Source organism: Pectobacterium nicotianae, from assembly GCF_023272715.1.
GTDB classification, from domain to species: Bacteria; Pseudomonadota; Gammaproteobacteria; order Enterobacterales; family Enterobacteriaceae; genus Pectobacterium; species Pectobacterium brasiliense.
In genome coordinates, this window is record NZ_CP096821.1 from 4225168 (window position 1) to 4238207 (window position 13040).

At 54.0% G+C, this 13040-nt stretch carries 9 protein-coding genes; 4 read left to right on the top strand and 5 right to left on the bottom strand.

Features of this window, described 5'->3' with window-relative positions; all coding sequences use genetic code 11:
- Nucleotides 1-83 precede the first annotated feature (83 nt).
- Complete coding sequence (locus MYB54_RS18750) at nucleotides 84-2159, top strand: NADPH-dependent 2,4-dienoyl-CoA reductase (RefSeq protein ID WP_248721197.1); 2076 nt, start codon at nucleotides 84-86, stop codon at nucleotides 2157-2159.
- Nucleotides 2160-2253: 94 nt separating this feature from the next.
- Here the strand turns inward: MYB54_RS18750 and rlmG are convergent, their stop codons facing one another.
- A complete protein-coding gene (gene rlmG / locus MYB54_RS18755) occupies nucleotides 2254-3393 on the bottom strand; it encodes a 23S rRNA (guanine(1835)-N(2))-methyltransferase RlmG (protein ID WP_014914085.1) in 1140 nt (379 codons plus the stop codon).
- A gap of 161 nt (nucleotides 3394-3554) precedes the next feature.
- Between rlmG and MYB54_RS18760 the strand changes: the two genes are divergently transcribed.
- From MYB54_RS18760 to sstT, 3 genes are all read left to right on the top strand, one after another.
- On the top strand, nucleotides 3555-4553 hold the full coding sequence (locus MYB54_RS18760; RefSeq protein ID WP_248721198.1) for a Gfo/Idh/MocA family protein: 999 nt from the start codon (nucleotides 3555-3557) through the stop codon (nucleotides 4551-4553).
- Between the two features lie 253 nt (nucleotides 4554-4806).
- Nucleotides 4807-5760, top strand: a complete 954-nt coding sequence (locus tag MYB54_RS18765) for a TerC family protein (protein ID WP_014914083.1) — start codon at nucleotides 4807-4809, stop codon at nucleotides 5758-5760.
- A 354-nt stretch (nucleotides 5761-6114) separates the two neighbouring features.
- Entirely contained in the window at nucleotides 6115-7362 is a 1248-nt protein-coding gene (gene sstT / locus MYB54_RS18770) for a serine/threonine transporter SstT (RefSeq protein WP_014914082.1), read from the top strand.
- An 83-nt stretch (nucleotides 7363-7445) separates the two neighbouring features.
- Here the strand turns inward: sstT and MYB54_RS18775 are convergent, their stop codons facing one another.
- The 4 genes from MYB54_RS18775 to uxaC all read right to left on the bottom strand — a co-directional run bounded on the left by MYB54_RS18775 (nucleotide 7446) and on the right by uxaC (nucleotide 12636).
- The gene (locus tag MYB54_RS18775; RefSeq protein ID WP_014914081.1) at nucleotides 7446-7976 is read right to left on the bottom strand and encodes a YgjV family protein; all 531 of its coding nucleotides are present in this window, start codon (nucleotides 7974-7976) and stop codon (nucleotides 7446-7448) included.
- An 89-nt stretch (nucleotides 7977-8065) separates the two neighbouring features.
- Entirely contained in the window at nucleotides 8066-9556 is a 1491-nt protein-coding gene (locus MYB54_RS18780) for a UxaA family hydrolase (RefSeq protein ID WP_014914080.1), read from the bottom strand.
- A gap of 19 nt (nucleotides 9557-9575) precedes the next feature.
- Nucleotides 9576-11042: a tagaturonate reductase gene (locus tag MYB54_RS18785; protein ID WP_039496831.1), complete on the bottom strand. Its 1467-nt coding sequence runs from the start codon at nucleotides 11040-11042 to the stop codon at nucleotides 9576-9578.
- A gap of 184 nt (nucleotides 11043-11226) precedes the next feature.
- A complete protein-coding gene (gene uxaC / locus MYB54_RS18790; protein WP_104212565.1) occupies nucleotides 11227-12636 on the bottom strand; it encodes a glucuronate isomerase in 1410 nt (469 codons plus the stop codon).
- Nucleotides 12637-13040 lie beyond the last annotated feature (404 nt).

Below are 13040 nucleotides of genomic sequence, written 5' to 3' on the forward strand. Positions count from 1 at the left end.
AACATAAATTTCACAACTCTCTCAATTACGGCTAGATTGAACACCATGACTCATCAGACCAGTTAACTTCACCGGAGAGTGCAATGACTGCCTACCCCACGCTGCTTTCCCCACTCGATCTTGGCTTCACAACGTTAAAGAACCGCGTGGTGATGGGATCCATGCATACCGGTCTGGAAGAACATCCAGACGGCACCGAAAGGCTGGCGGCATTTTACCGTGAGCGGGCGCAGGGCGGCGTAGGCCTGATTGTCACAGGCGGCATTGCGCCAAACGCCAAAGGTGCCGTTGCCAAAGGCGGCGCGACTCTGCATGACGAGGCGCAGCTCGCGCATCATCAGGTACTGACGCAGGCGGTACACGACGCGGGCGGGAAAATCGCACTGCAAATTCTCCATGCCGGACGCTACAGCTATCAGCCCGATCCGGTCGCACCATCGGCCATTCAAGCACCGATTAACCGCTTTGCACCACGAGAAATGAGCACGCAGGATATTGTGCAAACCATCGACGACTTTGCCCGTTGCGCCGCACTGGCGCAGCAGGCGGGTTACGACGGCGTGGAAATTATGGGATCAGAAGGCTACCTGATTAATCAGTTTCTGGTCACGCACACCAACCATCGCGATGATGAATGGGGCGGCGATTTCCAGCGCCGTAGCCGCTTCGCACTTGAGATTGTTCGCGCCGTGCGGGAACGAACAGGGCCGGACTTCATCCTGATTTACCGTTTATCGATGCTCGACCTGATAGAAGAAGGTTCAAGCTGGCAAGAAATTGTGCAACTGGCGCAGGCAATTGAGCAGGCAGGCGCCACCCTCATCAATACTGGTATCGGCTGGCATGAAGCGCGGATTCCGACTATCGCCACGCTGGTGCCACGCGGAGCCTTCGGCTGGGTAACGCAAAAGCTAATGGGGAAAGTCCGCATCCCGCTGATTACCACCAACCGCATCAACGATCCCGGCGTCGCAGAACAGCTTTTAGCCGAAGGCTGTGCTGACATGGTGTCGATGGCGCGTCCTTTTCTCGCCGATGCGGAACTGGTGGCAAAAGCGCAGTCGGGACGTGCAGATGAAATCAATACCTGTATCGGCTGCAATCAGGCCTGCCTCGATCAGATTTTTGCCGGCAAGGTCACGTCCTGCCTGGTCAACCCGCGCGCCTGCCACGAAACCGAACTGCCGATCCAGCCCGCCAGAGTCGGTAAACGCTTTGCGGTAGTCGGCGCGGGGCCTGCTGGTATGGCTTTTGCCGTCAACGCCGCCGCACGCGGCCATCAGGTTACGCTGTTCGAATCTTCTTCTTATATCGGCGGCCAGTTCAATATTGCCAAACAGATACCCGGCAAAGCCGAATTTTATGAAACGCTGCGCTACTACCGTCGGCAGTTAGAGCTGCTCGGCGTCACGCTGCGCCTGAGCACGCAGGCAACCGCCGCTGATTTACTCGGTTTTGATGACGTGATTTTGGCCTGTGGCATCGTGCCACGTATTCCCGCGATTGCAGGTATCGATCACCCTAGCGTGTTGAGCTATCTGGACGTGCTGCGCGACAAAAAGCCGGTCGGCAAGCGTGTTGCCATTATCGGCGCAGGCGGCATCGGTTTCGATACCGCGCACTATCTTTTAAACAATACGCACTATCTTTTGAACAATAATAGTCCTCCTAACGACAGCCATCGTCTTAACCCCCAGTCTTCTCAGGCAGGACATGACGACTTTTATGCGGAATGGGGTATCGATAAGCAGTTGCAGCATCGGGGCGGCCTGCTACCTCAACAGCCTGACGCACTTCCCCACCAGCGGGACATTACGTTATTACAGCGGAAGGCGGGTAAGCCCGGTGAAAATCTGGGGAAAACGACAGGCTGGATACATCGCACCACGTTGCTGCGCCACGGTGTAACACTGCTGGGCGGCGTGGAATATGATCATATTGATGATGAGGGGCTGCACATTATCCACAACCAGCAAATGCGCTGTCTGCCAGTGGATAACATCATTATCTGTGCCGGTCAGGAACCTAACCGTAAGCTGTATGACCCCTTACTGGCTGCCGGATGTCACGTTCACCTGATTGGCGGTGCCGATGTGGCGCAGGAATTAGACGCACGCAGAGCGATCGAGCAGGCCACCCGGCTGGCGTTAATATTGTAATTCGTGGGACACATTGAGTTCGTGGAGAAAAGTCAGTTTTGCGAAACAGATTCCGCTTCGTGAGGCTGAGTTAGCCTCACGAAGCAGGAGCCGCTTAGCGGGACGACCCCGTTTTCACCGCGCGCAGTACCGCGAACTTCGTGTTGCTAGCGAGGGTTTCACAGTTACCGAATAGGCGCTTCAGCTTGTGGAAATAATCCAGATGGCGATTCCCCACGATGCGCAGTTCTCCGCCGACCTGAAGGCAGCGGCGGGCATCCATAAACATCTGCCAGGCGATTTCGTCCGTCACGGCCTGCTGCTGGTGGAATGGCGGATTACACAATACGGCCTGCAACGTATCACGCTTAACGCGAGCCAATCCGTGGTTCACCACGAAGCTACAGCGCTCAACATCCTGCGGGCAGTTAACCTCAACGTTCGTCTGGCTCGATGCCACTGCCATGTAGGATTCATCAAAGAAGCCGACGGTGGCCTCCGGGTTAGCTTTTAGCGCCGCCAGCCCAATGACGCCGTTGCCACAGCCGAGATCGATGATCTTACCGTCTATCTGTTCCGGCAAATGCTGCATAAAGAAACGGGCACCGATATCCAGCCCATTACGCGAATACACGTTAGCCAGGTTTTGAATGCGATAGCCGTAACCATCCAGCTCCCACTCAGTAGTAAGTGGCTGCTCACTGACTTTTAGTTCCGCCCACTCACAGTGAACCAGACGCGCCTTTTTCCAGGCCAGCGAGGTTTTCGTCGGCCCCATCACGCGTTCAAACAGCTGCAGCGTAGAGGTATGAATATCCCGTGCTTTCGCCCCGGCGATGATACGCGTTTGTGGCGTAACGACCTTGCGCAACATTCTCAACTGGTGTTCCAGCAGCGCGATCGTTTTCGGTATTTTTATCACCACCAGCGCGGGCGCATCCGGTAGTTCCGCCATGCTATCCAACAGGGTTACCGCATCGACAGCATAACCGTTCAGTTCCAGATTATGTCGCGTCGCCAGTTGGCTCAGGTAAGAGTCGCTGATACTAACGGGCGATTGCGCCTGTAAACCGCAGGCCAGCGCACCAAACGTATCATTGAAAATCAGGCGCGGGCCCGGCGCGATTTCCATGCTAGCCAGTTCACGCAGCAGATATTCATCTGCGGCATCCCATGCCTGTAGCGCCGAGTTTTCAGCGACCTGAGGGTAACGCACCAACGTCAGGTTGCACGTTTCCAATTCGAGTTGGCTCATTAGCCTCTCCTGCATCATAAAATTTGCGCTGTTTATCCCTTAAAATAGCCCGTCAGTAAATGCTTTTCTCTGCCAGAACCGGAAATGATTGACGTTGCCTTGTCATTTCACCGTGATAATCTGCATAGTCATCACAAATGCCTTCAGGATACCAAACGCTTATGATTCGCTTCGCCATTGTAGGAACCAGTTGGATCACCCGTCAGTTTGTTGATGCCGCACATGAAACCGGCAAACTGAAGCTCACCGCTATCTATTCACGTACGGCAGAAAAAGCGCAGCCGTTTCAAACTGATTACATGGTGGATACGCTGTTTGATTCACTGGAAGCCATGGCGAAATCCGATCTTATCGACGCCGTGTATCTGGCCAGTCCTAATTCCCTGCATTGCGAACAGGCGCTGCTTTTCCTGAGCCACGGCAAGCACGTCATCTGCGAAAAACCGCTGGCTTCCAACCGCTATGAAGTCGAACAAATGATCGCCTGTGCCAGAGAAAATCAGGTCGTACTCTTTGAAGCCTTCAAAACTGCCAGCCTACCCAACTTTAGCGTGATCCAGCAGGCGCTGCCAAAAGTCGGCAGACTGCGTAAAGTGGTGCTGAATTACTGCCAATATTCCTCGCGCTACCCGCTCTATCTGGCAGGTGAGAACCCCAACACGTTCAATCCGGCGTTCTCCAACGGTTCCATCATGGATATCGGCTACTACTGTCTGGCGTTCGCCGTAGCGCTGTGGGGAGAGCCGTGTACCACGCAGGCCAGCGCGACACTGCTGGAAAGCGGCGTAGACGCACATGGCAGCATCGTCCTGAATTACGGCGATTTCGATGTGACCATCGTCCATTCCAAAGTCAGCCATTCCACTATCCCCAGCGAAATTCAGGGGGAAGACGGGTCGCTGGTGATTGAAAAAGTATCCGAATGCCATAACGTGAAATTCATCCCGCGTGAAGGCAAGCAGGTGGATCTCAGCCAGCCGCAGCATATCAACAGCATGCTGTACGAAGCCGAGGTCTTTGCCACGCTGGTCAACGATAACGACATTAACCATGCGGAACTGGCACGTTCGCGTACCGTCGCGGGGCTGCTGACGGAAATTCGCCGCCAAACGGGTGTCGTATTTCCTGCCGATGCCGCGACGCCGGGAAATGCGGAGTAAGACAGCGATAATTATTTGACCAGGATCATCTTTTCACCTATCTTCTGTCAGGCAAAGGGGAGTAACTTTTCCGCCGGTCAATCGTCATTACGATGCTTTACGCATCCGGTTACCGGGCAACCTTGATGAGACAGCTTCATTAATGTTGTAAGTGAGACCTTGCCGGAAGGCGAGGTGCATCTGCAGCTTTAATAACAAGCGGCCAGCGTCCTTCCGATGTTGGCCGTTTTTGTTTCTATTTAAGGATCTTGCTATGCACACCATCGGCACGCCATGGTTATGGGGCAGCTTCGCTGCCATTGTTATAGTGATGCTGGCCATCGACCTGCTCTATCAAGGGCGTAAAGGGTCGACGGTAATGACGTTCAAACAGGCTGCCGTCTGGTCTATCATCTGGGTCACGCTCTCTCTGCTGTTCAACGCCGGTTTCTGGTGGTATCTGGATGGCACGATGGGTCGCGAGGTGGCCAACGCCCAGTCGCTCGCCTTCCTGACCGGCTATTTGATCGAGAAAGCGCTTGCCGTCGATAACGTCTTCGTCTGGCTGATGCTCTTCGGCTACTTCGCCGTTCCCCCGCAATACCAACGCCGCGTGCTGATTTACGGCGTGCTGGGTGCCATCGTTCTCAGAACGCTGATGGTGTTTGGCGGCAGTTGGCTGGTCACGCAGTTCCAGTGGCTGCTCTACGTGTTCGGTGCATTCCTACTGTTCACCGGCCTTAAAATGGCGCTGGCGAAAGAAGATGGCGGAGCGATCGGCGACAAACCGCTGGTGCGCTGGCTACGCAGTCGTCTGCGCATGACGGATAGTATCGAGAATGAAAAATTCTTCGTCCGTCGTAACGGCATCCTGTATGCCACGCCGCTGTTTCTGGTGCTGATTATGGTTGAAATCAGCGACGTGATTTTCGCCGTAGACAGTATCCCTGCTATTTTCGCCGTCACGACCGATCCCTTTATCGTGCTGACGTCGAATCTGTTCGCTATTCTCGGCCTGCGTGCGATGTACTTCCTGCTGGCTGGCGTGGCTGAACGCTTCTCGCTATTGAAATATGGTCTGGCCGTCATCCTGATCTTCATCGGTACTAAGATGATGCTCATCGACATTTTCCATATTCCGGTGGCTGTTTCTCTGAGCGTCGTTGCCAGCATTCTGGTCATCACCATGCTGATCAACGTCTGGGTGAACAAACGCGCCGGGCGTTAACGCTTCCCCCCTCTCGCCGCACGGTTTCGCCCGTGCGGCGTTCGCTTTCCTCATTCGATTGTTTCCGTTCCTACATATGCGCTACGCAACGACCCGTAGGGTGACGGACACAGATGTCCGTCATAAAAAAACGCCGGAAACGTTTTTCAACGTTGCACAGCAACGGCCCGAAGGGTGACGGACAAGGATGTCCGTCATAAAAAACCACATCATTGCTTTTCTCAAAAATAAATTTTCATATACTGATACACGCAAACACACTTCGTTACGAAAAGACAAAGCCACCCGGCACAAGCCAGAGGTGTCAGCTCCGTACAAACAACTACTTAGCGGAACGGTTATCCCGTCAAAATTATGGAAACTCAACACTCTCGTTTTTTGCAGTACATTACCCACGGCAGCCTGGTTAAACAGATTCTTCTGGGGCTTGCAGCCGGTATTATTCTGGCTTCACTGTCCACGCCGGCCGCGCTGGCGGCTGGCTTATTGGGAACGCTGTTCGTCGGCGCATTGAAAGCCGTCGCCCCCATTCTGGTATTAGTACTAGTCATGGCGTCTATCGCCAACCACCAGCAAGGGCAGAAAACCAATATCCGCCCGGTTCTGTTTCTTTACCTCATCGGCACCTTCTCGGCGGCGCTGATTGCCGTCGTGCTAAGCGTCCTCTTCCCTTCCACGCTGGCGCTCAACGCGCAGGCCGCCGACATCACGCCACCATCAGGTATTGTCGAAGTGCTGGAAGGGCTGTTGATGAGCGTCATCGCCAACCCGATTCACGCGCTGCTGAATGCAAATTACATCGGTATTCTGGTCTGGGCCGTTGGTCTGGGCATTGCATTCCGCCACGGTTCGGACAGCACGAAGAACATGATTAACGATGCTTCCAACGCGGTCACCATGATTGTGCGCGTCGTGATTCGTTTCGCACCGCTGGGGATTTTCGGTCTGGTCGCCTCAACGCTGGCGGAAACCGGCTTCGGCGCACTGTGGGGCTATGCTCATCTGCTGATGGTGTTGATCGGCGGCATGCTGCTGGTCGCGCTGGTGGTCAACCCGCTGATCGTCTACTGGAAGATTCGCAGCAACCCTTATCCGCTGGTGCTGCGCTGCCTGCGTGAAAGCGGCGTGACCGCCTTCTTTACCCGCAGCTCCGCCGCCAACATTCCAGTGAATATGGAACTGTGCCGCAAACTGAATCTGGATGAAGACACCTACTCTGTCGCCATCCCGCTGGGGGCCACCATCAATATGGCAGGCGCGGCAATTACCATCACGGTGCTGACGCTGGCTGCCGCCCATACGCTGGGTATTCAGATTGACGTGCCGACCGCGCTGCTGCTAAGCGTCGTGGCTTCACTGTGTGCCTGTGGTGCCTCGGGCGTGGCGGGCGGTTCACTGCTGTTGATTCCACTGGCATGCAGCATGTTCGGTATTTCCAACGATATCGCCATGCAGGTAGTTGCGGTTGGTTTCATCATTGGTGTATTGCAGGACTCGGCAGAAACCGCAGTGAACTCCTCGACGGACGTGATGTTCATCGCCGCCGTGTGTCACGCGGAAGACGCCAAACTGGCGGAAAAAGAGCGTTTGAATCTGCTGTAACGGATTAGGGATTGATTATCCCCTTTCCTCTAACGCCGTTCGCGTCAAAACGAACGGCGTTAGATTACGAGAAACACCTGAAATTACGCTTTATTCTCTACACTGAACGGGTCGATGCCGCGCTGCTGCATGCGCCAGAAGCGGATGATATTAAAGCCGTTCATCAGCAGAAAACTGCCTTCGATCAGCGACCCACCAATCGAGCCCAGCCAAATATTATGCGCGACCCAGCAGGCGGTTGAGCACCACATCACGCAGCGCGTCGTCAACCCAGACGTCCGGAACAGCGCCCAGGTACTGGCGACCGTGCCCGCTATCGGCAGCAGTTCCATCGCATGGTTCATGCCCGACAAACCAAAGAGCAGCGTCAGTGAGATAAAGACAAACATCACGAGGATGTTGTGCGTTTTCAGTGAGATTAGCGTACGTGCCGAGTTCAACAATGCGCTGGCACCTGCCGCATTTGCCCCCATCAGGAAGAAATGCAGGCCAATAACGGCGCTGTATGCCGAGAGCTGTATTTTGAATTTTTGATCGTTACGGTTGAAAAACATGGTGATACCGACCAGAAATGCCAGTACACCAACAGACTGGGCAATCCAATAATGTGTCATGATCCCTGCCTCTAAAAAGTTGTGGCGAAAAAAAACGGCGCCATTATAAAAATGAAACGCCGTTTTATTTTAATTGGAATGGATAATATTTACAACGTCACGCCGCTCTTAAATATGGCTAATTCGCGGAAGTCGTTCACTTCATTCTTCGTCCGCTTGCCGTCAGCAATCTCGACAATCAGCTCGACAAACTGGCTCAGTAGCTCATCCATCGGCATGTCATGAATCAGACGCCCCGCATCGAAATCAATCCAGTGCGGTTTCTTCTTCGCCAGCTCGCTGTTGGTCGCCAGTTTTACGGTAGGAACAAATCCGCCGTAAGGTGTGCCGCGTCCGGTACTAAACAGCACCATATGGCAACCGGCTCCCGCCAACGCGCTGGTTGCGACGGCATCATTCCCCGGTGCGCTGAGCAGGTTGAGCCCTGGGGTATGTAAGCGCTCACCATATTTCAGCACGTCCACCACTTTGCTCTGTCCAGCTTTTTGCGTACAGCCCAGTGATTTCTCTTCCAGCGTGGTGATCCCGCCCGCTTTGTTACCCGGCGAGGGGTTCTCGTAAATCGGCTGGTCGTGCGCGATGAAGTACTGTTTGAAGTCGTTCACCATGTGCACGGTTTTCTCAAACGTCGCTTCATCACGGCAGCGACTCATCAGAATACGTTCCGCACCGAACATTTCCGGCACTTCGGTCAGCACAGTGGTACCGCCGTTAGCAATCAGATAGTCAGAGAAACGGCCTAACAGCGGGTTGGCAGTAATACCAGACAGCCCATCGGAACCGCCGCATTCCAGACCAAACTTCAGCTCGCTCAACTTACCCGGTTCGCGTTTGTCATGGCGCATCGCCTCATACAGCGTATGCAGCCGTTCCAGACCCGCTTCGACTTCATCATCCTGCTGCTGGCACACCATGAACGTCACGCGATCGGAATCAAAATCACCCAGCGTCGTGCGGAATGCGTCAACCTGATTGTTCTCACAGCCCAGGCCGATCACCAGTACCGCCCCCGCATTCGGGTGACGCACCATGTTTTGCAGCATCGTACGGGTGTTTTCGTGATCCTGACCGAGTTGTGAACAGCCAAAGGTATGGCTGAACAGGTAAACGCCGTCGATCCCTTCTGCATCGTTGGTTTCTTTCAGGAAACGCTGCTGAATCTGACGTGCAATCCCGTTCACGCAGCCAACGGTTGGCAGGATCCACAGCTCATTACGGATACCCACATCACCATTTTTGCGACGATAGAGCTGCACGTCCCGATCGCCCATTTGTGGAGGCAGTTCGAGGAACTCAGGCTGATACTGATATTCATCCAGATCGCTCAGATTGGTTTTCGCATTCTGGGAATGGATGTGTTCTCCGGGAGCAATAGACACCAACGCATGGCCGATCGGCAGGCCATACTTGGTAATCATTTCTCCCGGTGCGATGGTTTCCAGCGCGAACTTATGTCCGCGCACGACAGGTTGCTGAAGTGTCACCGTATGGCTATCCACCGACACCGTTTCGCCTTGCTCGACATCACGCAGGGCGACAGCCACATTGTCCAGAGAATGAATTTTTATAATACTTTGCATGGATAACCCTTCTTGCTGATTAGCAATAACCTTCCACAGCTGCGCGCATACCGCGCTCAACGATGGTTTGTAACTGTTCAGTCACCTGCGCAGCCAGGCCAGGAACCTGTGTTAAATCCTGTTCCCAGTGATCGGCATCGCGCAGTACAACATTCACCAGCTCAGCCAGGCTGACGGTGTTCTCTTTTACGCCCGCCCACAGCGTGGAATAACGCTCCAGCCAGTGTGCATCGTCCTGCAATGGATAGGTTTGTAACGCATCGCCTTCACCGCTGCGCTCGCCGCGATAGAAGGCAATCAAGGCCGCCAGCGCAAACGTCAAGCGAGCAGGCAGCTCACCGTGACGCTCACGGTAGGTCAGCAACTGCGGCAGAATACGGGTGCGGAATTTGGTCATGCCATTCAGTGAGATAGATAACAGCTGATGCTGAATGAACGGGTTACGGAAGCGGCTGAGCACAGCCTGAGCAAACGACGTCAGTTCGTCATGCGGCAAATCCAATACCGGCACAATCTCTTCGGCAATGGTCTTTTCTACGAATTTGCCAATCAGCGCATCATTCATCGATTCGCCAACGGTATCCAGACCCGCCAGGAATGCCACTGGCACCAGCGCGGTATGAGCACCGTTGAGAATCGCGACTTTACGTTCTTTGTACGGCTTGATGTCATCAACGATACGGACGTTCAGATCCAGTTTGTTCAGACGCAATTCTTCCGCCAGCCACTGTGGCCCCTGAATCACGAACAGGTAGAAGTGTTCTGCCGTATCCCAAAAGGTATCCTGATAGCCCATTTCCTGCTGTAGCGCTTCCACTTCGGCACGCGGGTAACCCGTCACAATGCGGTCCACCAGCGTCGAGCAGAAGGTGTTGTGATCGTTCAGCCAGGCGGTAAACGTTGGCGTCAGTTTCCACTGTGCGGCGTAGCGCAGCACCAGCTCTTTCAGCGCCACGCCGTTGTAATCAATCAGCTCGCACGGCAGCAGCACCCAGCCTTTATCCGCTGCGCCATCAAAGTGAGAGAAACGTTCATACAGCAGACGGGTTAATTTCGCCGGGAAGCTGACAGGCGGCGCGTCGCTGAGGCGATCTTCTGCGTGATAGCTGATACCCGCTTCGGTGGTATTAGAGAAAACGAAGCGGATATTCGGATCGTGCGCCAGCGCCAGATACTCATCGAACTGACGGTACACATTAATTTCACGGTTTACCGAACGGATCAGTCGGGGTTCACGCACCGCCTCGCCCTGCTCGTTCAAGCCACGGATAATCGTGGTGTACAGCCCATCCTGCGTGTCCAGCGCGGGCGGGAAATCAGAATCAATCGGGCGAACCACGACAATCCCCGCATCCAGATCGGTGTGCTCATTCAGCAAATCCAACTGCCAGTCAACGAAGGCGCGCAGGAAGTTGCCTTCACCAAACTGGATGACCCGATCCGGGTGTTGACGACCGGGGAAGTTACGACGATTTAACGTTTGCATTAACAGGCTACCTTAGGACAAATCTCACATTCAGGGCACGACCGATCGACCACCGTCATCCTTGCCCTATATTCATATTCACCCGCACCGAATCACCACCGGTGCCGATGACAAAAGACCGAGACACCGAGAGCCGCGGCTTAACTGCCGCGTCCCTCGTGCAACTCACACCGATGCGGTGGAATTACAGCTCGATGGCAAAATAGTTTTTAGCGTTATCGAAACAGATGTTTTTCACCATTTCGCCCAGCAACGGCAGGTCGGCTGGCGCTTCGCCATCTTCCACCCAGCGGCCAATCATCTGGCACAGGATGCGGCGGAAATATTCATGGCGGGTGTAAGACAGGAAGCTACGGCTATCGGTCAGCATACCGACGAAGCGGCTCAGCAGACCAAGCTGTGCGAGCTGAGTCATCTGGCGCTGCATGCCGTCCTTCTGATCGTTGAACCACCAGCCGGAACCGAACTGCATCTTGCCCGGCATCCCTTCGCCCTGGAAGTTACCGATCATGGTGCCGAGCACTTCGTTATCACGCGGATTCAGGCAGTAAAGGATGGTTTTCGGCAGCAGGTTTTCTTCATTCTGCTTGCTGAGCAGGCGAGACAGTTCCTGAGCCAGCGGACGGTCATTGATGGAATCGAAGCCTACATCCGGCCCCAGCAGTTTGAACTGACGCAGGTTGTTGTTGCGCAGTGCGCCAATGTGGTACTGCTGAACCCAGCCGCGACGCGCATATTCCGCACCCAGCCAGACCAGTACACCAGTCTTGAACTGTGCCACTTCATGTTCACTCAGCGTTTCACCAGCAAGGCGACGCGCCAGAATGTTATCCAGCGTGGCGTCATCCGCTTCGGCAAACATCACCACATCCAGCGCGTGGTCAGATACTTTACAGCCGTGCGCGGCGAAGTGATCCAGACGCTTGGTCAGCGCAGTTTGCAGATCGCTGAAACGACGAATGTCGGTGTCGGAGACTTCACCCAGTTTCGCCATGTAGTCGTTGAAGGTTGCCAGCTCAATGTTGAACGCTTTATCCGGACGCCAGCTCGGCAACACTTTGATAGAGAAGCTTGAATCCTGAGCAACGGTTTTATGATGGCGCAGATCGTCAATCGGATCGTCTGTCGTACCCACCATTTTCACGTTCATCTGCTGCATGATGCCGCGCGCGGTAAAGTCATCGCGCTCCAGCATGGTATTGCAGCGATCCCAAATGTCTTTTGCCGTGCTCGGCGACAGCAGCGTGCCGGTGATGCCGAATGGACGACGCAGTTCCAGGTGTGTCCAGTGGTAGAGCGGGTTGCCGATGGTGTGCGGCACGGTAGCAGCCCAGGCTTCAAATTTTTCCCAATCGCTGGCATCACCCGTGCATAAACGCTCAGGCACGCCGTTGGTGCGCATCGCACGCCACTTGTAGTGATCGCCTTTCAGCCAGATGTCATACAAATTTTTGAAGCGATAGTTTTCCGCGATCTGCTCAGGCGGCAAATGGCAGTGATAGTCAAATATCGGCTGGTCGACGGCATACTCATGATAAAGGCGACGGGCAAATTCACTGTCTAACAGAAAATCTTCACTCAGAAACTGGGGCATGTTCTCTTCCTTACCGTGCTTCTTGTGCACCAAATTAGTTGACCGTTAAAAGATATCACACCAATTATGCGCGATATCTCACAGTATTTGTGAGGTCATGATCGCAAAAATGTAACAAACAGTACAATAACTCAGCATTTATCGCCGTAAACGGCTTGTCTCTCTCGGTTTAAGCGAGGAATCCGCTATTCCATATAAAAATAATGGTTTTGTGATATCACTCAACTTTTAAAGTTGTATGACAAATTATTGTAGCGCTGCCTTAAGCAGGGATTCAATCGCTATCTCACAAAGAGAAGGGTTTTCTTGTTCAGCACAACAACAAAACGTGTCGCACAACATCACAAGACACATCACACCGTGACGCCACTCAAGAGCCATCACTGTGTTTTTATTGACTCGGA

Bases quoted from the DNA above. Each gene is read 5' to 3' on its own strand.
- MYB54_RS18750 (WP_248721197.1), top strand. From the start codon at position 84: ATGACTGCCTACCCCACGCTGCTTTCCCCACTCGATCTTGGCTTCACA.
- rlmG (WP_014914085.1), bottom strand. From the start codon at position 3,393: ATGAGCCAACTCGAATTGGAAACGTGCAACCTGACGTTGGTGCGTTAC.
- MYB54_RS18760 (WP_248721198.1), top strand. From the start codon at position 3,555: ATGATTCGCTTCGCCATTGTAGGAACCAGTTGGATCACCCGTCAGTTT.
- MYB54_RS18765 (WP_014914083.1), top strand. From the start codon at position 4,807: ATGCACACCATCGGCACGCCATGGTTATGGGGCAGCTTCGCTGCCATT.
- sstT (WP_014914082.1), top strand. From the start codon at position 6,115: ATGGAAACTCAACACTCTCGTTTTTTGCAGTACATTACCCACGGCAGC.
- MYB54_RS18775 (WP_014914081.1), bottom strand. From the start codon at position 7,976: ATGACACATTATTGGATTGCCCAGTCTGTTGGTGTACTGGCATTTCTG.
- MYB54_RS18780 (WP_014914080.1), bottom strand. From the start codon at position 9,556: ATGCAAAGTATTATAAAAATTCATTCTCTGGACAATGTGGCTGTCGCC.
- MYB54_RS18785 (WP_039496831.1), bottom strand. From the start codon at position 11,042: ATGCAAACGTTAAATCGTCGTAACTTCCCCGGTCGTCAACACCCGGAT.
- uxaC (WP_104212565.1), bottom strand. From the start codon at position 12,636: ATGCCCCAGTTTCTGAGTGAAGATTTTCTGTTAGACAGTGAATTTGCC.